The organism is Sutcliffiella sp. NC1 (genome assembly GCF_027594365.1).
GTDB lineage: Bacteria > Bacillota > Bacilli > Bacillales > Bacillaceae_I > Sutcliffiella > Sutcliffiella cohnii.
Genome location: NZ_CP115153.1, coordinates 1,429,135 through 1,450,955, shown reverse-complemented (window position 1 = coordinate 1,450,955; position 21,821 = coordinate 1,429,135). Strand labels below are relative to the sequence as shown.

The window sequence follows — 21,821 nt, the reverse complement described above, 5'->3', positions numbered from 1 at the left end:
ACTATAAGCCGGGTGCAGAGTGTTATAATTTCCAAAACAACAAAAAAGCTACTCATCACATTATCGTGACGAGTAGCTTTTATTTTAGTTTTCAACTGGTGCTGTACGTTGCTCTCCTAATATCATCGAGAACAGATAGCCAATAACTCCTCCTACAATCGCTGGTATTAACCAGCCTAACCCAACTGAATACCATGGAAGAATAGCATTAAATAGTTCATGTACTCCTTGTACAGGAAGTCTTTCAAGAACACTTACAATAAGTGTAAACGCAATACTCATTTGATAAACTGCTTTTTTCCCTTTGAATAAAGGATGTAAGAAAGTTAAGATCATTAAACAAATTGCTAGCGGATAAAGAGTATATAAAACAGGTATAGAAATCGCAATTAACGTTGATAATCCAAAGTTTGATATAACTGCACTAAATACTGTAAAGATAACTGCCCATACTTTATATGAAATGGACGGAACGATTTTATTAAAGTAAGCTGCGCAGGAAGTAATTAATCCAATACTTGTCGTTAAACACGCTGCAATAACGATAACTGCTAGTAGTACTTGTCCAAAAGATCCGAAATAGTGCTCAGATACACTCGCTAAAACTGCTCCACCATTATCTAAAACCCCTAGTCCTGCTACACTTGTTGCACCCATAAAAGCAAGAGAAGAATAGATAAGTGCTAGTAATACTCCTGCGATTAACGCGACTTTAAAACTCGAAACCATAATTTCTTTACTAGAAGCTGCTCCTCTTTCTTTAATGATATTAATAATGATAATACCAAATACAAAAGCAGCTAAAGCATCCATCGTTAAATACCCTTCTTGGAAGCCTTTAAAGAAACTATCATTCATATAAGTTTCAATTGGAGCCTGGATTTGTCCAATTGGATTAAAGATTGCCGCAATAATTAAAATTCCAATTACAGCTAATAATAACGGTGTTAAAAATTTACCAATAACACTTACAAGACTGCTAGACTGTAAAGAAAAATATAAGGTGATTCCGAAGAAAATAATAGTATAAATAAATAATGGCCAAAAGCCTGTCGCATCACCTATAAATGGTCGAATACCAATTTCAAATGAAACTGTATTAGTTCTAGGAATCGCAAAAAGCGGTCCGATTGATAAATAAAGTGCAATTGTAAATAATAAACCATATACTGGATGTACTCTACTTGCTAACGATTGTAAATCACTTTTACGAGAGAACGCTAATGCAACGATACATAGGACTGGTAATCCTACTCCTGTTACAATAAACCCAGCATTCGCCGCAAAAATATTCTCGCCAGCCATTTGTCCTAGCATTACTGGAAAAATTAAATTACCAGCTCCGAAAAATAGTGCAAATAGCATAAAGCCTACTGCAAATAAATTTGTTGTGTTACCTTTTGAAGACATTTTATCTTCCCCTCCAAATATTTTAGTATAATAATATACTTCTAGTATTTTTATCGACATAAAGCATAAAGTTATTTCAGTAAATCTTCGATATTGTCTGAAAGTTAATGTTGTACTTTGTCGAATCAAGCACGAAGACAATATAACATGAACAAAAGTTAAAAACAATAGTTTTCAGAAAATATTTTCATATTTGAATTTTGAAATTCTATTTTTTCACAGTGTTGGGAAAACAATATATTTTATATATCGAAATAATTTATGCAACGTCTTTCGGTATACAGAAGATTTTCTGAAATATCATTCATATGCAGTGTCAAGTGACTGTGGACCTGTTTTAATTTGTGTAAGGTGTTCATGGGAAGTGATAGTGGACATTTTTTATTAGGTTACTACTAATAAAGAAAATCATGAGATGAAAATAAAAGGGGAAAAGGTAAGCCAACTTTTATAGAAGCCTTACCCTTCTTTAATATTTAATCTAATAACTCGGTGACACAATTTTTGTACGAGGCTTTCATCATGACTAACTACTATTATGCCCATCTTGCGCTTCTTGGCAATTTCCATTACAGCATGCCAAATTTGAGCTTGTGTTATCGCATCTAGCATAGTTGTCATTTCATCCGCTATTAAAAATCGTGTATGTGATGCTAGTGCTCGTGCGATACAAAATCGTTGTAGTTCACCGCCCGACAACTCATTTGGCCATCTTGTAAGCCATTCTTGTTGAATTCCTAACTTTTGCAGTATTTCTTGATCCTGTTCTCCACTTTCCGATAATACTTGACCCATTTTCCAGCGAGGATTAATTGCTTTTTCAGGATGTTGAAATACTAATTGAACTGGATGGTATCCTACTACTGGCAATGGACTTCCGCCTAACGTTACTTCGCCTGTGGAAGGCGATTCATAACCGGCTAAAATTTTACACAACGTTGTTTTTCCGAACCCACTAGGAGCTACAATGCCAACAATTTCGTCTTCGTTTACTTCTAAGGTTACATTTTCAAATAACGGAGTGTTGTTACCATATCGGAAGGATACATTTTCGGCTTTAAGTTGCATAGATACACCTCACCATTCCGTCGCGTAAACTTCTCATCTCTGGTCTTTCTTTTTTACAATCGTCCGTTGCCATTTTACATCTCGGCTCAAATAAACATCCAGGTGGCAATTGACTAGCATGAGGTTGAGTTCCTTCGATCCCAATAAAATCATTTTGTGGAAGAGCGCGCCATAACGCTTTGCTATAAGGGTGCCTTAGCTTTTCACCACTTCCACTAAAATGTTGTACAGGAGATGTTTCGACATTCGTTCCAGCATAAAACACAGCGATTTTATCTGCAATTGTAAGCGCCGAATCGATATCATGTGTAATGAGTATTACCCCACATCCAGTGTCTGCTAGATCCCTTATAGATTTCATTGCCTCTAAAAGCACTGCTTTGTCCATTCCTGGTGTTGGTTCGTCTGCAATTATTAGCCTTGCCCCGCTTACGGTTGCGGTGGACAATAACACTCGCCTCGCCATCCCACCTGACAGTTGAAAAGGATACATTTTTTCTACTTCGTTTTTTAATTGATATCTTTCAAAAACTTTCCTCTGTTTCGTTTTCGCATCTCCATTTTGAACTGCAGTTTGAACTTGTTTCCCAACTTTCATCAATGGGTCTAGAAAATTAACAGATTGTGGAATTAATGCTATTTCGGTCCCTCTTATCGTTTTTTGTCGAGAAGCAGTTAATAGTTTACCATTATATTTAATCGTACCGCCCACCGTAGCATTTTTAGGAAGTATGCCTAAAATCGCATGGGCTAACAAGCTTTTTCCCGATCCACTAGCTCCGACGACTGCCACCACTTCTCCTGCTTTCACCGATAAATCTAAGCTGGAGATATACGTCCTTTTTTCTCTTCTAAAACCTTTCGTATACTCGGTAAACGATACTGATAGGTTTTCTACTTCTAGAATAGACATGCATATCCCCCTTCTTAATTTTCTTTTTTCTCGATATTTAGTAGAATGCGAACATTTTCACCTAGTACATCAAATGTTCTTACGACAACGAGTAAGCAAAGGCCAGGGAAAAACGCAAGCCACCACATTCCGCTAGATAAGTACTTCATAGACTCCGAAAGTATAATTCCTATCGCTGGTTCGTGCGGGGATAAACCTAACCCTATAAAGGTGACAGCAGCCTCATGTAAAATCGCATGGGGAAAGAGCAATAAAAACCCTACTAAAATTTGTGGCAATACGTGGGGGAAAATATGCTTCGTTACGATCCACCAGTTTGACTTCCCCATCTTTTTCGATAGCTGAACATAAGGTGCGGAACGAATCTGCATTACTTCCGCTCGAACGATTCGAGCAAGGCTTGGCCAATGTGTTAGTGCAATACCAACGACAATAGCTTTTGTCCCGCCTCCTAACGTAAAAGCAATTAGTATTAACGTTACTAAATGTGGGACACTTAAAAACAAATCAATTGTCCACGATACGATTCGGTCAGCCGTTTTTCCGAGTGTAGCAGCAATCATTCCAAGTGTAATTGCGATAAAAGTACTACTAACAGCACCTAGTACACCGACCGTAACGCTAAGAGAAAGCCCTTTTATCGTACGAGAAAACATATCTCTACCTAACCAGTCCGTCCCGAATGGATGTAAGAGCGTTGGCGAAACGTATTTCGCTTGTAGATTAGTAGAAACAGTTTCTTCATTAAGTGAAGCACCAATCACGATGATACTTCCTAAAAATAGTAAAGAGAAAATAGCAAAGAATAAAGCCTTTTGTTTTTTATTCATTAGTGTAAAGGGAGAAATCATAACGAACTATCCTCCCTTATCCTCGGATCTAAAAACTTATAAAATACGTCAGCTACTAAATTTCCTACGAAAACAAAGAGGGTACTTATGATGACTAGCCCTAGTAATAGCGGGACATCTCCACGAAGGCCCGCCTCTACTGTCGCTTGACCTAAGCCTGGGTATGAAAATACTTGCTCAGCTAACACCGCGCCACCAAATAATTCACCCCAGGCCGCAAACTGTATCGTAATGGCGGGAATGGCAATATTCCGCAAACCATGACGCCAAACTAATAGAAAACCTTTTTCGCCTCTTGCTTTTGCAAATAGAACATAGTAGCTCTCTAAAACCTCATTTAATTTTTGTCTCGTATGAAGTGCAACATTTCCAACCCCAACGATACTTAATGTTAGCGCTGGGAGGAAAGTATGCTTCCATCTATCAAGCAATGTAACATCTTCTGATAGAGTACCAGGAGGAACACTCAGTCCAATTGGGAACCAACCTAGCCAAACGGCGAAAACAATTAAGACTAAAAGCCCCATCCAAAATGTCGGAGTGGAAGCTAGTGTATAACAATACCATTTAATTAGTCTATCTATCCATGTATCTCTATTCATTGCTGCTATAATGCCGAGAATAAATCCTACTACCCCTGATAGGCTCCAAGCGGCTAACATTAAAACTAACGTGTGCATAAGCCTCTCGCTTATTACTTCTGATACTGGTTGTCGATAGATCATCGATGTTCCCATATCTCCTTTTAACAAGGAGGAGCCCCAATTAAAAAATTGCACCATGAATGGTTGGTCTAATCCCCAATATTGAGCAATTTTCTCTCTTTGCTCTGGACCTACATTTAATTGTTCCGCTCCGATATATGCTTGTATCGGATCAATTGGAGAGCTTTTTAATAAGAGAAAGGATAGAAAGCAAATCGCCACTAAAAGTGTTACCATTCTTACCGACTTACTTATAAGGAAGATTAATGGCTTTCTCATTCTTCCTTAACCCATTTCCATTGCTCAATATTACTCGTAAGTGGCCAACCATGTCCGTGAGGCTGAACTCGTTGATTTCCAATATCAAGACCCTCTTTAATCAAATAAACATGGTCTATATTTACTAACCACGCCCAAGGTGTATCTGCACTTATACCTGTTGTGCCATCCCATTGGGCTTTCCTCCAATAAGATAGTGCTTCTTCTACATCATTTGACGTTAATGCTTTTTCTAAATAATCGTCTACCACATCATTTTTATAAAATCCGGTATTGTAATATTCGATTCCAGCAAAGTTACTGCTATAAACATTGTATAACTCTTGAGGGTTATGACTACCCCACCCCATCATCACTGCATTGGAATACATCTTTTGCTCAATCTTATCCCAGCTTGCTCCTTCTACATTAATAGCAATTCCTAATGGTTTTAACATATCCGCTACTACGATAGAAAGAGACTGCCTAATTGCATCGTCAGCAGGATAATAAAGACTAAACTGCGCTTTTAACCCATTCTTTTCCACGACCCCATCATCATCACTATCTATCCAACCAGCATCTGCTAATATTTGTTCGGCCTGTAGGAGGTTACTATCTTCAAAGACTGTCTCTTCGTTCCACCAAGGTAGACCATCAACAGATGTATAGGCTTTGGAGCCATATCCATCAAGGACACCATCAATTAGTGCTTGTCTATCGATGGCAATGTTCATTGCTTTTCTAATTGCAGGGTCCGCTGTAACATCATTTCCGATTGGTAAACCATCTTCCGTAAAATTACCCGATTCAACATATGGAAATGCAATTCCTCGACTATCAACGGACCGAATTGCTTCTAATCTCATTCCTTTTACTTCCTTATGAGTAAAAGTAGCCGGTATAGCCGCAATATCAACTTGACCAGCTTGTGCGGCTGCAAAGGTAGCATCTTCATTTAAAAATAAAAATGTTAACTGCTGAAAATATGGCTTGTCACCATAATAATTTGGATTTGCTTTTACGATTAATTGTTGTCCTTTATCCCATTGAACAAATTCATACGGTCCTGAGCCGATTGGTTGTTGGGCGTACTTGTCACTATATGCGTGCATAGGGACAATTCCTGTTTCAACTAAAGAATGAATAAACGTTGACTGTGGACTTTTCAACGTAAATTTAACGGTAAAACTGTTCTCCACTTCTACTTTTTCTAAGTTTGTAAAATCAACAATAGACCCTTTTTGTAATGCTGTTTCGAACGTAAATTCCACATCTTCGCCTGTCAGGTTTACTCCATCTGAGAACGTGACATCTTCACGTAATGTTACGGTCCAAACTTTCCCATCTTCACTTACTTCATAGCCGATAGCTAAGTCATTTACTATATTTAGATCGTTATCTCTCTTAAATAACGTACTTTGAAATAATGGTGACCCATAACGTCCCCAGCCTGTTGTAGGGTCAAAACCGTTGCTTGGCTCACCTTTTATGGAGAGTACTAGCTCGTCCCTCTTCTTCTCTTTATTTTCTACTTTACTTTCTCCATCTGTTGTACAAGCTGTTAAAAATAATAAAACTATCGTAATTAATAAAATTCCATGTTGTTTGCTTATCATTTGATGTCACACCTTTAAATTAATCTGTAAAATATGTTGGAAATTGCTCCCGTAACCTAGGAATTTCTGCATGATATTTCGTCAAATGGCGTTTCAGTAATTCTTCAACCTTTTTTTCTTCTTTATGTGTAAGACATGTAAACAATTGTTCATGGTCGACGATTAAATCTTCTGTTAAAACTATTTCTCTCATCGCTAAATATCGGAAACGATTTAAATGACCGCGCATGTGGTAAATTACCCCTTGCAACGTTTCGTTTCCAGCTAGTTGAAGAATTCGGTTATGAAAGGCTTCATCCCATTGAAGAAACAGTTTCATATCTTGATCCTCCGCTGCTTCTCTTTGTTGCTGTAGTATTCTCTTAATCTCTCTTTCTGCTGTTTCATACACTTTCGTACTTTGCCAATTCGTTGCGACAAGCTTAAACGCACTAGTTTCAAGGCTTAACCGAACAAACCCGCTTTCTTTTACCTTTGATTCTGAAATTCTCACAACCTTTTTCGTTCGTTGCGGTGTAACTTCAATTAAGCCTTCTGATATAAGAAGTTTGAATGCATCTCGAGTCGGAGTACGACTTATGCTTAATTGCGATGCTATTTCGTTTTCAAAAATTGTTTGTCCTGGTTCAAGCTCTAAAGTAATAATTGCTTCTCTTAATGCTTCGTAAGCTTGTTCCCCTAAGTTTTTTGTAGACGAAGATACATTATTCATTCGAATATACCACCTTACTTTTCATTTAAAAGTCTTGTCTAAGTATACATGTATACATGTATACACGTCAATAAAAAGAAATGCTTTTTGTACACAATTCTTATAAGTCCGTTCCTCTTTGCTAAATATCACCATCCATATTGGATCAGTATGGGTAAATAAATCCTTGCAGTTCCGTTTTATGTAGATATTAAGAAACATAACAAAGAGGACCCCTTCTATTTATTTCTCAATGTTTATATCTTCTGATGAATAAAGAGTAACTATTACGCTACCTCGATACCCTTTTGCTCTTATCAATATGGGTTGATTATATTGGTTTTGAAAACGAAAGTCTGGACCGTACCAACTGACGGTTGCATCTCGACCAGGTGGCACATAAGGAACTCTTCTACTATGGGAATATCTTTCCACAATCTTCAAGCCTGCATTATCAACCGCATTAAATAATGTGGATGATACTTGACATATTCCCCCTCCTACTCCCTCGGATAATTCTCCTCTCACGATAATCGGTGCGAGTAAATAGCCCCTTTCAATTGTTCGCTTTCCAACTGTTTCATTAAATGAAAAAGTTTCATTCGGAAATACAACGTGATTATCGATTGCACTAGCAGAAAGAAAAATATTATGAGACCGACTTAAATTATAAGCGTTAAAAAAGGTTACGTACTGACCTATTCTTTTTACTCTAACTTGAGATAATAATTCACTATCCACCTTTGGGTAAACGGTTAATGTTGGCACTTCAATCGTTGATCTACCTTTTCCAAAAAGATAAGCATAAAATTTTTCTAAAAATGCTTGTTTATTTAGCTTCTTTCCTGCTTCTTCAGGAACAATTTGACCGTCCTCGCCTATATATGCATTCTTTGCTGGTTTATATATACTCTCTTCTATTTTTTCTAGCCACCCGTTCGTTTGTTCACTATCTATAATCGGAAAACCGGGGTTTGGGATGAGAAAATCATCCCGATTAATAACGGAGATAGTTTCTCCGTCTTCTTTAACAGTAAGATCATTTTGTACTTCAACCGGTTGAGTAAATGCTAATAAAAACGATAAACAAAACACTATCAATAGTAGCCACCTCCACAATTTAGTATGAGCTTTTTGCTATACCTTCATGTAGTAGTAACTAAATTAGCTTTTTTGTAGAAGATTTTAATATATAAAAAAGCTTGAATCTCAAGTCTCTTTAAGTTAGTACAATGAACATACTTTTAGAAAGTAATACTTTAATCTTTATTCTGTATATATAGAAAACGTAAATACATTTCTTTCTAAAATACTGGTATAACTTATAATCTTAAACAAATACTAGAATCGTTCATATTACTAATGGAGGGTACAAAATGAATTTAGCAGCTCATGAACTTTTAGAAACACAAGAAGCTTTACGTACGAAGGCAGCAGAAATTGAAGATCACGGAATGTTTGCTAGTCAATGTAGTGATCAACGGCTTAAAGGAATTCTAATGAAGCATCAACAACAAATGATGATGGCATAATACCAACAAGGGGTCAACTTAATGCAGGGTAAGGGAGCGCAGATATCCCATACAGCTCCAAATTTCCAGGCACAAAATGCAAACATAAATGCACATCACCAAGTTACAATGTCAGCTCCAATGGCGAATGCAAAAACTCTTGCCGACCAAACGATTGCTACTTTAGCCCTTAATACTCATAAATCTGGTGCTGTTATGGGAATGCAATGGGCAAATGAATGTGTAGATCCTCAAATTCGTATGTACCATGTAAACGGAGCTAATATGTGTCAAGAAATGGCTTACGAAATTTGGAGTTGGATGAATCAAAATGGATATTATCAACCACCAACTTTTGATACTACCCAAACGACTCAAATGACAGGCATGTTCCAGCCAATGGATACAATGAATAATATGGGAACAATGAATATGCAAGGACAAAATAATGGAATACAAGGTAATATTCAATAATTAGGATAAATACATTTTTGGTTAGGCACTTCAAATGTTAGAGTAAAATTTAACGTTTGATGTGCTTTTATTTGACTAAATATAAAATTAAGACTTTTAGAATTTTGAGAAAGAGTTAGGTTATAAGTTATAAAAGCGTGAAGTTGGGATATCCGAGGTGAGATTAGCTGGCAAGAATAAAAAAGAATGATTTTAAAAAAGAAGGATATTTTGGCTTTTTTATGATATAGAAAAACAAATCCCCATTATAAAAAGTCTTGGCAATAACCAAGAGCTTCCAACTAATTATTAAATTTAAAAATACTTCCTCTTTCCTGAAGGTTTATGAAAAGATTTGTAATGAACTTTGAAACAATAAAAAACAATACATAAAATAAAAATAAATAAAAGTAATTTACCCAACTAAACATTCTAAATAGCCCACGACTTACAAGGATTGGTTTTAAAACGAATGCAAAACCTGCAGATAACAAAGTAGAATATAAGTAAAAATTTTTATTTTTATTAAGAGTCCACTGATAAATCATCATATAAGATACCGGTACCAAAGAGGCATCGAGTGCAAAACTTGGTAGAATCGGAAGGACTTTATAGGGATATTCCCATAATCCTAATCTAATACCTGCAGAATTAGTATATGCAAACCATACATGATAATTTAGGCCATAGAATCCTAAAAGTAAAGCCTTAACTCGATCTATCTTAATAAACAAAATGATAAGAGGAACAATCAGGATTAATATGACAATCCAAAATTGCCAATCATTTAAACTAGAATATTGCTTCCAATACTCTATACCCATCTCTGACAAATTTTCATTTTTCCTTCTTATGTTTTTTAGTAATTCTAGTTGATTTTCACTCATGAAAAACCCACCTTTTTTAAAGATTAGTCATTATTTTAGCCATATAAGCTTAAAATATCCTGTTTATTAAATAAAGTAGAGTTTAACGTTTGGTCTTTTGCACTTCCTTACCTTTTTGTTTCTCAACTAGAATTAATTTATTTTTGTCCATTTCTTCTTTGCACCTGTTCTTACCGCGCAAAAAAAGAGCCAACATTTTCGTCGACTCTTGAATCTGGTTTTAATCAGGTTAATTTATATACTTTATATTTGTTTTTGTTGCGCTTTTTGCCTGATACTTGCCATATCAGTCTGATTAACTCCTTGGCTTTATACTCGCCTCTACACACTACTATTTTTCAATGCAAAAAACTGCGGAAATTGGATTCGTCGTCAACAAAACTGTTATATTCTAAATTATTTTAGAAAATAAAAAATGCCAAGAACTGTTGTGGTTAAGGAATTACGGGTATGAACCCCTGACCCCTAGGTGGACTGCTACCGTTGTTCACACACTCAACACGGCTTGGATAGTAATCACAGATAGAATGATGTAGTGGTACTAACCTTGAAACAGTTTGTTTCTTCAAATAATTCACATTTATAGAATATCTTTTTATCTATTGAATAAATGTCTGTACTATGCAACTAACACACGCCTCAGTTAGTGATATAACTTAGTGCGTATTATCTACAAATTTTAAATTGTGTTATTACCACAGTTAACTAGTCTAAACATATTATTAATTTAAATCATATTATGTTATTCAGAAGTATTATTAATATTAGATAGGAGGTTTATCATGGCACTGCAACTTATGAAACTTCTTGTAACTGCTACTACAACAACAACCGTTGGTCCAACGCCTGAAAAATTCTTTCATGTAACAACTGTAGAAACTCCTGCTGGGTCTACATTATCAATCGATACAGCGGATTTCTTTAACGATGCTGGTGCAATTGCTACTGACCTTCCTGCTTTAGCCACTGATAATAGTTACTTTAAAGTATATATTAACGGTGTTTTGCAAATGGAAGGAATTTCAACTTATACACCTGGTGCAACAACGATTGGTTCACTTGGTATTGATGTGCCAGCTGGAGGAGACCCAATATTACAGGGTACACCAATTGTGTTAGAGGTAGTAAATTACTCACCAACATCCTCAACTGATGTTGAAACTTAATAAAAAAATTCAGGGTTTCATAAACAGCCCTGAATTTTTTTATGTGTTATAAACTGTAATAAACTGAAGAATAATAGGTGTATTTTTTTGAGGAATATTGTTTGTTTTTAAACTAAGGTATCCTTTTTTCACCTCATAAGTATTTGGAGGCTGTAGAACGCCATTTATAAATAGGTTTATATATGATACAGTTTTTGGATCTAAAATACCTCGTTCACCGTATTCCTTCAGTTCATTTTTATTTGTGTAGATTGAACTTACACCATCAGATAAAGCATTGTACTGATAAGTATCCACTTTTAAAGTATTATTAGCCTGTTTAAAAGGAATTCTGATATTAATCTCACTAGTTGATATTTTCCAATCTAAAACCCTCTTAGTAGAAATAATATGTTTATTTTTATTCGAATTCATCTAGACCACCTACCCTTTATTTATAATATGTTTTTTATGACAGGTGGTAATGGACAAAAGTCTAATAAAACTAACAAGTTACAAAGAATTGGCCAAAACTTAACCACATTACCTCTCAAAAAGAAATTTTAAAAAACTTAAAAACAAATCTTTTACTAAAATATCGTTGTACTCCCCCAGTGAGATTAATGTATCCCTAAGTACTCGCTTATTCGCAGGCTTTCAAACTACTAGTAAGAACTATAGCGGATAAATGGAATGACTTTTGATAATAAAAGCTACAGAAGGCATGCGGAAATAGAGGATTCATAGGAACTCAACCTTTTACCATATGATACGCGATTCTCCACGCCGCCTCTGGAGGCTTTCCTTCCCATGTCTCAACGGGTCTTTTGCTCTCTAATTCCTTCCTCATGCCTATCCAAAAAAAGTTATATGGGTAAACCGTTCAGTTTCTCGTGTTACTAGATTAGGTTGTATATTCTCTAGTCCTAAAAAAAGTCCATATGTCATGTTCCCATACCAGATTTTCTCATTGAAGGACTGCTTTCTCATAGGAAAACGCAAGAAGGATGGAAAGAGAACTCCGCAAAAGAGTATTAAGAACTTTCCTTGTATTTTTAACCGAAAGCGGAACGATACAAGACCTACGAAACGTATTACGTGAATTGAGGAAAATATGTAAACGCTAAAGTCACACCTATCCGCTTTCAAGACATACGACACTCTCATGCCTCCATCCTCATTGCCGAGGGTGTTGCATTGTAAAAGTGGCAGCCCGATTAGGACACAGTAATCCAAAGATTACTTTAGAAATTTATGCTCTTTCATGCCAAATGAAGATAATGGTGTAGCAGGTATTCCACAAAGCATTTAAAAAGTCACGAAGCGTTAGTAAATACAAATTCAAGAAAAAAAGCAATCTTGAGTAATGGATGATAGATAATACTTATGAAAAAAAAAATAAAAAAGCTGAAACCCACGATAAATCAAGGATTCCAGCATTTTGATTGTATGATCTGAGAGGGATTCGAACCCCCGACCCCTACCCTGTCAAGGTGGTAAACATAATAGGAATAAAAGTGGTTGCTTCCAATAAATCCTGTTATATTAAGGGTTTAATCCGAAGTTAATATATTCATTTCGGAATGTTTGTGAACGTTGTTGACCGTTTTCGTCAACAATTCGTCAACCAATCCTCTTTATAAGAAACTCAACCTCCTCCCAATGTCTTCCGAATAATCTAGAATACCTTTTTTTAAAAAGAATTATCGTAAGGTTAATATCTTATATAAGGTTTTAACTCTCGGAACATAAATGTGCCCGATTCCTTTCTCCACCAAAATTTAAAAATACAAATTGCGTGTCTGGTTTCTTTTTTGTTTGGAAGTATAATACTGATTTATCATTAATTGGCTTTAATTCTTTTCATACTTCTTAAATGTTCTTCAGTATCACTTTATACAGTAGCAAGTGAACACAGCAAGAAACAAGATTTTTTCAATATCTTTTATCTGATCTAAATATGTTTTCTTTATTATTTTTTACCTTTATCATTTGTTTCTATGTAGTTTTTTATCTTTGAAAGATTTTTATCCACTCTATTAAGAGTTTTTATAAATTTGTAAAGAATTACAATAATAAAAAGTAATATTACTAAAGGTATTAGATAAGAGACTAGTAACCAAATTAACCCTAAAATTGAATATTCCTGTAAAAACACTTAACTCACCCTTTTTATTTATTTGAGCCCATAAAGTTAATTAAAAGAAAAAGTTCTTCTAAGTAAATGGGTACCTCTTCTTTAGAATAAAATTCAAGTTGTTCTTTATAAATATCATTTACTTTTTCTATTATTGTTTTATTTATCCTAAATTCATAATTTAATTTTGAAAATACATCTAACGTTAATAAAAGCCCATATTTTTCATATTTATTAATTTCATCGATAAAATCTTTTCTATTTATATACTTAATTATTACTTCCTCGTTAATTCTATCTTTTTCCATAAGTATTAGAAATATCATTAACATGCTTAAAGTTTCTATATCCGTATCATAACTATTAGGAATGTTTATATATTTATCTACAATTACATTTGAATAGTTAATACTTTCTCTTGATCCCATTTTAGTAAGTAACTTTATTAAATAATAATCTCTATAAACAATATGTGGGTTAAATTCGGTATTTTTAATACTTTCTTCAGTAAGTTCGTATATTTCTTTGTTAAAATGATTAACATCAACATCAAATAAGTCTAAGGTATAGTATATTTCAATTGGTGAATTTATTGACAGATTTTTTTTAGTAACTATATTTTCATATACCCAATTTATATCATTTTTACTTAAATCCGTCTCAAGCTCAAAAAAGCCATTTAATTTATAAACAAAATATGTATTGCTAAATGAAAACTCTTTTTTATAATTCGGTACAAACAACCCATTTAAACCAATTTTTTTCAGTGTGTTTTTTATAAGAATTTGGTCATTAGGTATTTTTTTTCCCAGTTTATTCAAGATAGAAACAGCTAAATAGCTTCCGTGTTCTTCTGAAAAATTGTCAAAAAAAGCATTCCAACCACCATCAAAATTCTGGAAACTAAGTATAGAGCGATAAATAAAATCTTTATCAATACTCACATTTTTATTAATATTCTTTATAATATCATATGCTAGAACTCTTGTATTAAAATCAAATAAATTAATTTCATTTTCCAAGTAAGGAGTTGATAAGAATTCAGTTAACTTTTTAACAATTGACTCATTAATTATTTCATGAGAATTCAACTTTCTTAGTCCATCAATTGCATATAAAAGTTCTTGTATTGTAATTTCCTCATTATTATTAATCTGATTTAACAAGAAGTTATGTGAATTTGATTCTATAATATCTCTATCAACATTAGAGTTTTTTTTAGAAAAATCGTTTATATATATCGCGTAATAAGTGGGAAGAATGTAATTTTCATAATCTGCATCTTTATCATGAATATCTTCAAAATACCCAGCTTTATTTTTACTTTTTTCTAATTCTGTTAAAATCTCATTTATTAAGTAACTATTATCTAATTTTAGTATTTCTATTATCTTTGTTACGTAATATAGATCATATACCGAAAGTCTTTCTTCATTAATTGAAACAAAATCAACTAAATACTGTTCAATTTTATCTCTTTGTATTGATTCAAAGTCATAGTTCAATTCACTTAGAAGCAGTGCGTTATAATAAGTAGAATACAATATTCCATTTTGTAATGAGTATTGTTCAACCGCATAACCGTATTCCATTTTTGATATATTTTTAATAATTGTAAATTTATCTTTTAGACTTTTAAATATGGATTCAGAAATGTCTATCTTATCCTCTTCTTTAGAACAACCTATTAATAAAAATAAGATAATGAATAATAAGGAGAATCTTTTTATCAATATATATCACTCCCTCAAAAATAATACAAGACTATATTAAATATAGTCTTGTTTATTCATATAGTTACAACTTATCAGTGTCTGGCTGTGGCATAAGTTCTATAGTCATGTCCATCAGATCCTCTAATTAATGTTGATCCAACATGAATCACTCCATCTAATCCATAACGTGAATCTGCATTTAGATTATTAAAAATCGTCATATGACTATTTTCACCATATTTAAGTTCACCAGGCATTGATCTCTCAGTAGAACTAACCTTATGAGTAAATACAGGAGGCCAAGTAATATCAATATTACCACTTGCAACTCTTAATTCTACAGTTGAATCATTTCTAATAAACCTAGCAGTACCTGAACCTCTCCATTCAGCCAAAACACCACCATGAATATTCTCATAATAAACTCTGGTTAGTGTTCTTCTGAAGTTTAAACCTAATGATACCGCTGCATGTGCATGAGAATAACTACCATTTTTAATATAGTAGTGATAAGTTCCAGACATTGTTTGATATTTGTCTTCATTTCCGTAATTGGCAACAATATTATCGACAGTTTTCATCAATTTTTCAGCATCTACTTTCTCAGTACCGGAAATTGAAATATTGCCATTTTCTGAAATTTCTACCTTTGCGTTCTTAAATTCATCATAATTTTCTAATTGTGCCGAAATTGTTTTCTGCAGCTTCTCATAGTCTTCAATGTTGTTGTCTGCTAGAGTAGTGTCAGCAATAAATATTCCTACTAGTAATGCTAAAATCACCATAAAACCAATCTTTTTTTTCATAATTTCACTTCCTTTTTTTTTTTGACAGAGAAATAGAGTTTTCTTAAAATCTTTTCAATAATAATCCCCCTCTCTTTATATTATTAATTTAACACATATTACATATTTTGGATTATTCTTTTAGGAATATTAAAGTATAACCAGAGGGCAAGTACAATAAAACTTCATTTTCCCACTATAATTTCCAATAGAATAGAAAATTTATATATCTTTAAGAAAATTTTTATAAGACAGATATATTAAAATTACAACTCTTCAACACTTTTACTTGGAGGTTTTAAGAGAGAAGGAATTTCCGGATTTTAAACGAATTAACGAGATTATTTCAACGTTTGAAGAATCTCAAAAAATTGACGAAGATTTTTATTTATTTGATGAGGGAATGAATGTGTATAAAGCAAGATACATATCTTACCAAGTTATTAAGGATGAAGATAAAAGGTTTATAGGTTATTATTTAAAGCGAGGTATTATAAAAAACTACGAATAAAACAGAAAAAATATTAAAACAATAAATAAATTAAGTAAGCCCTTCCAATTAAGGAAGGGCTTATTATATGCACGGTCTTCGGTCTCACCCAACTTAGGTCTTTTTTTTTATCTCTTATGATTAAATTCATATTAATAAATGTAAAAAATCACAATTAATAAAATTTACTGAAAAATAATGAGTCTTATGTAATAATAAAAATGATCCATATAAATGTTAATTTTAGTTAATTAGTGTGGATTAATAAATAATTAGAGGTGAAGGGTATGTACTACGCAACATTACGACAAAAACAAAGTGAAAGGAGAGCTCTAAAACAACTAATTGAATTTGGTAACGATACATCAAAGTTCATCCCAAACATCATTGTCAAAGATTCTAGTCAAGAATCTTTAGATGAGTTGAGGACCTGTTATAACGCTCTTATCTTACTAGATGTGAGAGAGCTTGATTCTGATGAAATAGTTTTATTAGAGGACCTACTTAGAGATGAGAAAAATGTTAATTTTGAGATCATGTATCCAATTGAATATATTCTTAATAATGAAACAGACGAGTCTAGAAGGTACGTTCGAATTGATGCTTCAGTAATAAATTCCTTTTTTGTTAAATGGCTAAATGAAAATCATAAAAACCTTCCTCTGTCTGTTATGCTTGATTTCGAATTTATTGACAACGGAACTACTAACCTATCAAAGTTCCAACCTGTAATAGAATCTTTAAAAAACCACGATATTATCATCTCAAGTGGAGCTATCCCGCAATCAGTACCAGTGCCATCAGAGGAAAACTACACTTTGAAAAGGTTTGAAAAGGATTTATTTTCAGCTGCAAAGCAATACGTTCCTGAAAATTCGAGAGCTTTTTTTGGGGATTACACATCAGTAAGTCCTATTTTATCTACTGGAGGACGAGCGATAGTTCAAATTAAGTATACTCTTGATGATAACTATCTATTTGTTAGAAACGGTCAGCGCACAGGAAATTACGATTTTGTAGCAGTTTGCAAAGAAATTAGTAAATTGAATGAATTCAATGTATCAAGTTGTTGGGGAGACTCGTATATTAAGCAGGTGGTTGATGAAAATCAAAACAAAGGGAATCCTTCAGTTTGGACTTCTATTGGTATAAGCAAGCATATTGCAGTCTGCTTAAAGGAGAATTAAGATATATTAAAGTAGATAGAGGTTAGCCACTCTATCTACTCACCTTTTGTTAGCTAAATGTTTTTCAAAACAGTTCTAACTTGACTTATTAATACCTTTTTCATAGAGTTAGATATTGAAACATCCAATAAGTTAATGACTTCTTGTTTAAAAAGTGAGCGAATCTTGCTTTTAGAATATTCTTTACCTAAATATTCATCTCTAGATGCAATTTTTTTCACATCATTAGACGAAAGCAAAGATAAGAAATCTGTAAAAGACAAATTTGGATTTAATTTAGCTTTTCTTTTAAAAGATAAACGTACAGTATTTATTCTAGTCTTTTCAGCTACAATCAAGCCCCAGTGTTTTGGAATTATTTTTTCAACTGAATCAGAAAATTTTCGCCCCACTACTATATAATTCATTTCAAAATTCCGATCGTATTCTGGTACTTGTGTAACTAACCTGCTCAATGAATCAAAATCACTTTTGATCTCATAAGCAATCACATGTCCATTAACTGCAACAATATCCGCTCTGGCTTTTCCAGAAGGAACTGTTACCTCTTCATAAACCCTACAATCTTTATAGCCAGTTATTCGCGAAATTAAGGCTGACCGTATCTCTTTATCATCAAGCTTTTTCATAATATAATCACCTTAAACTATTTTATAGGTCATCAATGATTTTATCAATTATTTATTAATTCTCTACTTTCATAATTATTTCCTGCCTCTACAATATATTTTATTTTCACTTAAATAAATCAATACACCTTTTACCCTACTTTATGTTAACTCTACCAATTACCAAAAGAATAAACCCTCAAACAGAGAGGCTTTTTATTATTTAAAGGTAGCACTAGTGTCTGGGCCAACATAGATGTTACGTTTCCCTCGACTTGTTTTAATCGTTACTACATTAGATTGCGGACGGTTTAGGATTTCATACGTCAATCCACCGAATGCTGCAGGTGTTAATGACCAGTCAGAATTTTTAGCAACAGGCGCTACACCTAACTTATATGTGCGCCATGTTTGAGCGCTTGCTGGTAACACAACGTATTCTTTTTTAGGTGCTGCTGATTTAGGTGCAGAAGTGCTACGTAACTTGTTTAGTAGCTGTGTGTTTTGTCCTGCAGTACCAGTATAATTGTTGATCCCATACTCTTTAGCAAGCTTCTTACGATTTGCTAAAGATGAATTGACGCCGATACTGTCTAGATAGTCAACAATACTAGTTGTATTATTTTGTGAGTTTTCCGGTTTAGTAGTAGGATTAGTATCAACTTTTGACTGCTTAAAACTTAATTTTTGACCGACTTGCAGTTTCGATGGGTCGGCAATATTGTTCCACTTCATTAAATCCTCCACAGTAAAACGACTATCATTTTTAGCTAGGCCCCATAAAGTGTCACCTTGTTGGACCACATAAACTTCCGGTAAACTCTTATCTACAGGTTGGTTCGGCTTAAAGTTTAACGCTTTGGCATAATCAAAGACTGAGCATTGTTTCCATGCATATCCTGGCATTTCATGATGAGACTTGTCTTCTTTACCAATCTTATCTACTTTTAAGGCTCTGTGTAAGTCAACCATACTCGCTAAAGTTGCATCGTCTAATTGGTCATAGCGATAATCTCCAGCTACACATATACCTAAAGAAAAGTCGTTACTATTCCCCACATGGTAGGAACGATCTAATATATTGTTTGCGTAGACTATGCGAGCACGCTTGCCTTTTGGAGTATCAATAATATTTTGTGGTTCAATAACAAATGTATATCCAATTCGTTCCCATCCAAGTGAGTTTACATGGTAATTAGCGAACCCTTGTGCTGTTGATCCAGCAAGATGTTTACGTGATAAACTATGGTGCCACACTCTAACTAAATCTTTCAGTGCTGTTTTTCTTTTCGATAAATTCCCTTTACTAGCTAATTGGTTTCGGTGATCAAATACTTGTGGTAATGCTAAAAAGTTGTAAGACATATAATCGCTCCTTTTGATAATTTTTAAAAAATAAAGAGCCACCATAAGGGCAGCTCTTACTTTTTAATTAATCCTTGTGCTTGTAATGCTTTTTTTTGCAGTTGACCACGTTCAGTAATGTAATTGTTTTTAAACCATGCAATTACGGTAGTTACTAGGGTAAAAAGCATGGAACCTACAAGATATAACCCCTCGATCAATGTCGTTACTTGCCCTTCGTCAATTGGTACCACTGGGTGGCCAAACATAATTAATGTTTGGTTAACGAACGCAATAAAAAGAAGCACCGTTCGTATAACAGTGCCTTTGTCAAAGTTTCTCATAATAAATTCCTCTCCTTTTCAATAGTATCAATACGTCTGTGTGCTGATTTTGAGCTTTCTTCAATACGCGTAACACGCTCGGTAAGATGAGAAATCTGCTCTTTGTTAACTTTTAAATCAATCTTGATATCATCAACACCCCTGCGAATGTACCCTAATTCTGCTCTGACTTCTGCACTTTCTTGACTATCTGACTTTATCGCCTTTGACTTATTAAGCGAGTACGTTAAAAAAGCGATAATTAGTGATAGTCCCGCTATTAATACCCCTGTTTCAATTGTCAATCTCGCCATCTCCCTTTTTACGAATAATAAAAAGCCCCAATAAAATTGGGACTTAATAATAATATTACCTCTTTAGTACTTACTGTTTAATCATTTTCTAACAAAAGATATTCCACCATTTCTTCTTATTTCTAATTGTTGAATATCTCCTCCGACATTTGAATATTCGCTTAGATTATTTAAATAGTCAATGGAGTCCTTCACTATATCATATCCGTATTCTAAAGCCTCTTCTATTGAACAATCATCAAAAGAACTTTTATAGTCAAAAAATTGATTTACCCTCTTTAGATTACCTCCAATTGTCGCTTTATAGCTAACATTGTTATTTGAATCTCGATTTAATATTATCACCTTCCCATTTTCAATTAGGCATACATAAGGCTCTCCGTTATCAAAACCAGCAGTTATTATTGATATCTTTATATTTTCAATATCATTGATGTAGTGATTAATCTTTAATGTTAAATCAACAATTGAATCACCAGGCTTGATAATGAATTTATTCATGTTTTCAACAAACTCAGTCATAGTAAAACCAGCAGGCATATCTTCAGCTGTATAAACCATACCTACATCACGATTTCTTAAAAGGAATATTTTCTGTTCTGAGTCAGAAAGTATTTTATACTCTTTTGGACCGTTTTCACTTTTAGTACATAATGTTAATCTACTATCCGAAACAATTGCTATCCCATCTGGAACATAAAAAGTGGCAAATATAGTCATTGAGTTCTCCTCCACATACTACATTCTACAAAAAAAGAGGTATTCCAATAAAAGCTTTACATCACTATCGAATTCCCCCATTACAAGATAATTTCATTTCTCTTCTTTAATATAATAATTATCTAATTTCTGTTCAAAAAAGGGATATAATTCATCAAATAATTTAAGGGCCTTCTGAACGCTAATTCTTCCCCCTACTAAATAATTTCCATCGGTAACTATTACAGAAGTAGCATCGGAGATTGAACTATCATTTTCATGGAAGAATTTCTCTTGTTTCCGCCCTTTCTTTTTAAAATATTCTATTTCATGCTCTCTCATATTTCGTACATCTCTAATATAAGGGATTTCATGGTCAATTAAGCTTTTGATTTTTTTTAAGTCTTTATAATGTTCTACTGCCTCTTCAAGCCAATCTCTGAATTTGTTTAGTGCAATAATAAAATAATATTGTTGAATTCCTTCAAGCTCCCTTATTTCATCCATCCTTTGTTTTAAATCAAATCTTTGGAGTCTAAAGTATTCATCTAATAGCTGTTGCTGTTTATGGTTTAAATCTAATATTTCATTCGACGATTCAATTACAGCCTTTACCCACTTCTTTGTTTCATATAAAGACAAGAACTTTAAATCTTCAACTTCCTCCATATTACACCTCCTTCTAAATTCAATTCGACATATATTAATT

The 21,821-nt window shown here is 33.6% G+C and carries 22 protein-coding genes; 4 read left to right on the top strand and 18 right to left on the bottom strand.

The window, feature by feature from the left end; genetic code table 11:
- Window positions 1-84 precede the first annotated feature (84 nt).
- The 8 genes from brnQ to O1A01_RS07525 form a co-directional block, all read right to left on the bottom strand.
- Window positions 85-1,410 (bottom strand): branched-chain amino acid transport system II carrier protein, encoded by a 1,326-nt coding sequence (gene brnQ / locus O1A01_RS07560; protein WP_270065956.1) that lies wholly within the window; start codon window positions 1,408-1,410, stop codon window positions 85-87.
- A 459-nt stretch (window positions 1,411-1,869) separates the two neighbouring features.
- Complete coding sequence (locus O1A01_RS07555; RefSeq protein WP_270065955.1) at window positions 1,870-2,478, bottom strand: ABC transporter ATP-binding protein; 609 nt, start codon at window positions 2,476-2,478, stop codon at window positions 1,870-1,872.
- Entirely contained in the window at window positions 2,468-3,391 is a 924-nt protein-coding gene (locus O1A01_RS07550) for an ABC transporter ATP-binding protein (RefSeq protein ID WP_270065954.1), read from the bottom strand. Before O1A01_RS07550 ends, O1A01_RS07555 begins: the two co-directional genes overlap by 11 nt.
- Before the next feature lie 14 nt (window positions 3,392-3,405).
- Window positions 3,406-4,242, bottom strand: coding sequence for an ABC transporter permease (locus tag O1A01_RS07545; protein WP_270065953.1), 837 nt, complete (start codon window positions 4,240-4,242; stop codon window positions 3,406-3,408).
- Window positions 4,239-5,225 carry an ABC transporter permease gene (locus tag O1A01_RS07540; protein ID WP_066414600.1) on the bottom strand — a complete coding sequence of 329 codons (987 nt, stop codon included), beginning with the start codon at window positions 5,223-5,225 and terminating at the stop codon, window positions 4,239-4,241. The genes O1A01_RS07545 and O1A01_RS07540 overlap by 4 nt, the downstream gene beginning before the upstream one ends.
- Entirely contained in the window at window positions 5,222-6,823 is a 1,602-nt protein-coding gene (locus O1A01_RS07535; protein ID WP_066414610.1) for an ABC transporter substrate-binding protein, read from the bottom strand. Before O1A01_RS07535 ends, O1A01_RS07540 begins: the two co-directional genes overlap by 4 nt.
- 19 nt (window positions 6,824-6,842) lie before the next feature.
- Window positions 6,843-7,535 (bottom strand): GntR family transcriptional regulator, encoded by a 693-nt coding sequence (locus tag O1A01_RS07530; protein WP_066414615.1) that lies wholly within the window; start codon window positions 7,533-7,535, stop codon window positions 6,843-6,845.
- Window positions 7,536-7,757: 222 nt separating this feature from the next.
- Window positions 7,758-8,615 carry a VanW family protein gene (locus O1A01_RS07525; RefSeq protein WP_066414621.1) on the bottom strand — a complete coding sequence of 286 codons (858 nt, stop codon included), beginning with the start codon at window positions 8,613-8,615 and terminating at the stop codon, window positions 7,758-7,760.
- A gap of 275 nt (window positions 8,616-8,890) precedes the next feature.
- On the opposite strand from O1A01_RS07525, the gene O1A01_RS07520 reads away from it, so the two are divergent.
- Window positions 8,891-9,046: a hypothetical protein gene (locus O1A01_RS07520; RefSeq protein WP_270065952.1), complete on the top strand. Its 156-nt coding sequence runs from the start codon at window positions 8,891-8,893 to the stop codon at window positions 9,044-9,046.
- A gap of 21 nt (window positions 9,047-9,067) precedes the next feature.
- Entirely contained in the window at window positions 9,068-9,499 is a 432-nt protein-coding gene (locus tag O1A01_RS07515) for a spore coat protein (protein ID WP_270065951.1), read from the top strand.
- A gap of 281 nt (window positions 9,500-9,780) precedes the next feature.
- Here O1A01_RS07515 and O1A01_RS07510 read toward each other — a convergent pair whose 3' ends face one another.
- Entirely contained in the window at window positions 9,781-10,365 is a 585-nt protein-coding gene (locus O1A01_RS07510) for a hypothetical protein (protein ID WP_066414624.1), read from the bottom strand.
- Window positions 10,366-11,147: 782 nt separating this feature from the next.
- Between O1A01_RS07510 and O1A01_RS07505 the strand changes: the two genes are divergently transcribed.
- Complete coding sequence (locus O1A01_RS07505; RefSeq protein WP_066414627.1) at window positions 11,148-11,531, top strand: DUF4183 domain-containing protein; 384 nt, start codon at window positions 11,148-11,150, stop codon at window positions 11,529-11,531.
- A gap of 39 nt (window positions 11,532-11,570) precedes the next feature.
- Here the strand turns inward: O1A01_RS07505 and O1A01_RS07500 are convergent, their stop codons facing one another.
- The 3 genes from O1A01_RS07500 to O1A01_RS07490 form a co-directional block, all read right to left on the bottom strand.
- On the bottom strand, window positions 11,571-11,945 hold the full coding sequence (locus tag O1A01_RS07500; RefSeq protein WP_066414630.1) for a DUF4183 domain-containing protein: 375 nt from the start codon (window positions 11,943-11,945) through the stop codon (window positions 11,571-11,573).
- Between the two features lie 1,737 nt (window positions 11,946-13,682).
- Entirely contained in the window at window positions 13,683-15,380 is a 1,698-nt protein-coding gene (locus O1A01_RS07495) for a prenyltransferase/squalene oxidase repeat-containing protein (RefSeq protein ID WP_270065950.1), read from the bottom strand.
- Window positions 15,381-15,454: 74 nt separating this feature from the next.
- Window positions 15,455-16,168 (bottom strand): hypothetical protein, encoded by a 714-nt coding sequence (locus O1A01_RS07490; protein WP_270065949.1) that lies wholly within the window; start codon window positions 16,166-16,168, stop codon window positions 15,455-15,457.
- A gap of 756 nt (window positions 16,169-16,924) precedes the next feature.
- Between O1A01_RS07490 and O1A01_RS07485 the strand changes: the two genes are divergently transcribed.
- On the top strand, window positions 16,925-17,824 hold the full coding sequence (locus tag O1A01_RS07485) for a beta family protein (RefSeq protein WP_270065948.1): 900 nt from the start codon (window positions 16,925-16,927) through the stop codon (window positions 17,822-17,824).
- Between the two features lie 53 nt (window positions 17,825-17,877).
- On the opposite strand, the gene O1A01_RS07480 is transcribed toward O1A01_RS07485, so the two are convergent.
- From O1A01_RS07480 to O1A01_RS07455, 6 genes are all read right to left on the bottom strand, one after another.
- Window positions 17,878-18,453, bottom strand: coding sequence for a sce7726 family protein (locus O1A01_RS07480; RefSeq protein WP_270065947.1), 576 nt, complete (start codon window positions 18,451-18,453; stop codon window positions 17,878-17,880).
- A gap of 198 nt (window positions 18,454-18,651) precedes the next feature.
- Complete coding sequence (locus tag O1A01_RS07475; protein ID WP_270065946.1) at window positions 18,652-19,797, bottom strand: LysM peptidoglycan-binding domain-containing protein; 1,146 nt, start codon at window positions 19,795-19,797, stop codon at window positions 18,652-18,654.
- 56 nt (window positions 19,798-19,853) lie between these two features.
- Complete coding sequence (locus tag O1A01_RS07470) at window positions 19,854-20,120, bottom strand: phage holin (protein ID WP_270065945.1); 267 nt, start codon at window positions 20,118-20,120, stop codon at window positions 19,854-19,856.
- The gene (locus O1A01_RS07465; protein WP_270066385.1) at window positions 20,117-20,404 is read right to left on the bottom strand and encodes a hypothetical protein; all 288 of its coding nucleotides are present in this window, start codon (window positions 20,402-20,404) and stop codon (window positions 20,117-20,119) included. The genes O1A01_RS07470 and O1A01_RS07465 overlap by 4 nt, the downstream gene beginning before the upstream one ends.
- Before the next feature lie 90 nt (window positions 20,405-20,494).
- Window positions 20,495-21,133: a hypothetical protein gene (locus O1A01_RS07460; protein WP_270065944.1), complete on the bottom strand. Its 639-nt coding sequence runs from the start codon at window positions 21,131-21,133 to the stop codon at window positions 20,495-20,497.
- A 93-nt stretch (window positions 21,134-21,226) separates the two neighbouring features.
- Window positions 21,227-21,781: a hypothetical protein gene (locus O1A01_RS07455; RefSeq protein WP_270065943.1), complete on the bottom strand. Its 555-nt coding sequence runs from the start codon at window positions 21,779-21,781 to the stop codon at window positions 21,227-21,229.
- Window positions 21,782-21,821 lie beyond the last annotated feature (40 nt).

Excerpts from the sequence above, each read along its gene's own strand:
- brnQ (WP_270065956.1), bottom strand. The coding sequence starts at position 1,410 with ATGTCTTCAAAAGGTAACACAACAAATTTATTTGCAGTAGGCTTTATG.
- O1A01_RS07555 (WP_270065955.1), bottom strand. The coding sequence starts at position 2,478 with ATGCAACTTAAAGCCGAAAATGTATCCTTCCGATATGGTAACAACACT.
- O1A01_RS07550 (WP_270065954.1), bottom strand. The coding sequence starts at position 3,391 with ATGTCTATTCTAGAAGTAGAAAACCTATCAGTATCGTTTACCGAGTAT.
- O1A01_RS07545 (WP_270065953.1), bottom strand. The coding sequence starts at position 4,242 with ATGATTTCTCCCTTTACACTAATGAATAAAAAACAAAAGGCTTTATTC.
- O1A01_RS07540 (WP_066414600.1), bottom strand. The coding sequence starts at position 5,225 with ATGAGAAAGCCATTAATCTTCCTTATAAGTAAGTCGGTAAGAATGGTA.
- O1A01_RS07535 (WP_066414610.1), bottom strand. The coding sequence starts at position 6,823 with ATGATAAGCAAACAACATGGAATTTTATTAATTACGATAGTTTTATTA.
- O1A01_RS07530 (WP_066414615.1), bottom strand. The coding sequence starts at position 7,535 with ATGAATAATGTATCTTCGTCTACAAAAAACTTAGGGGAACAAGCTTAC.
- O1A01_RS07520 (WP_270065952.1), top strand. The coding sequence starts at position 8,891 with ATGAATTTAGCAGCTCATGAACTTTTAGAAACACAAGAAGCTTTACGT.
- O1A01_RS07515 (WP_270065951.1), top strand. The coding sequence starts at position 9,068 with ATGCAGGGTAAGGGAGCGCAGATATCCCATACAGCTCCAAATTTCCAG.
- O1A01_RS07510 (WP_066414624.1), bottom strand. The coding sequence starts at position 10,365 with ATGAGTGAAAATCAACTAGAATTACTAAAAAACATAAGAAGGAAAAAT.
- O1A01_RS07505 (WP_066414627.1), top strand. The coding sequence starts at position 11,148 with ATGGCACTGCAACTTATGAAACTTCTTGTAACTGCTACTACAACAACA.
- O1A01_RS07500 (WP_066414630.1), bottom strand. The coding sequence starts at position 11,945 with ATGAATTCGAATAAAAATAAACATATTATTTCTACTAAGAGGGTTTTA.
- O1A01_RS07490 (WP_270065949.1), bottom strand. The coding sequence starts at position 16,168 with ATGAAAAAAAAGATTGGTTTTATGGTGATTTTAGCATTACTAGTAGGA.
- O1A01_RS07485 (WP_270065948.1), top strand. The coding sequence starts at position 16,925 with ATGTACTACGCAACATTACGACAAAAACAAAGTGAAAGGAGAGCTCTA.
- O1A01_RS07480 (WP_270065947.1), bottom strand. The coding sequence starts at position 18,453 with ATGAAAAAGCTTGATGATAAAGAGATACGGTCAGCCTTAATTTCGCGA.
- O1A01_RS07475 (WP_270065946.1), bottom strand. The coding sequence starts at position 19,797 with ATGTCTTACAACTTTTTAGCATTACCACAAGTATTTGATCACCGAAAC.
- O1A01_RS07470 (WP_270065945.1), bottom strand. The coding sequence starts at position 20,120 with ATGAGAAACTTTGACAAAGGCACTGTTATACGAACGGTGCTTCTTTTT.
- O1A01_RS07460 (WP_270065944.1), bottom strand. The coding sequence starts at position 21,133 with ATGACTATATTTGCCACTTTTTATGTTCCAGATGGGATAGCAATTGTT.
- O1A01_RS07455 (WP_270065943.1), bottom strand. The coding sequence starts at position 21,781 with ATGGAGGAAGTTGAAGATTTAAAGTTCTTGTCTTTATATGAAACAAAG.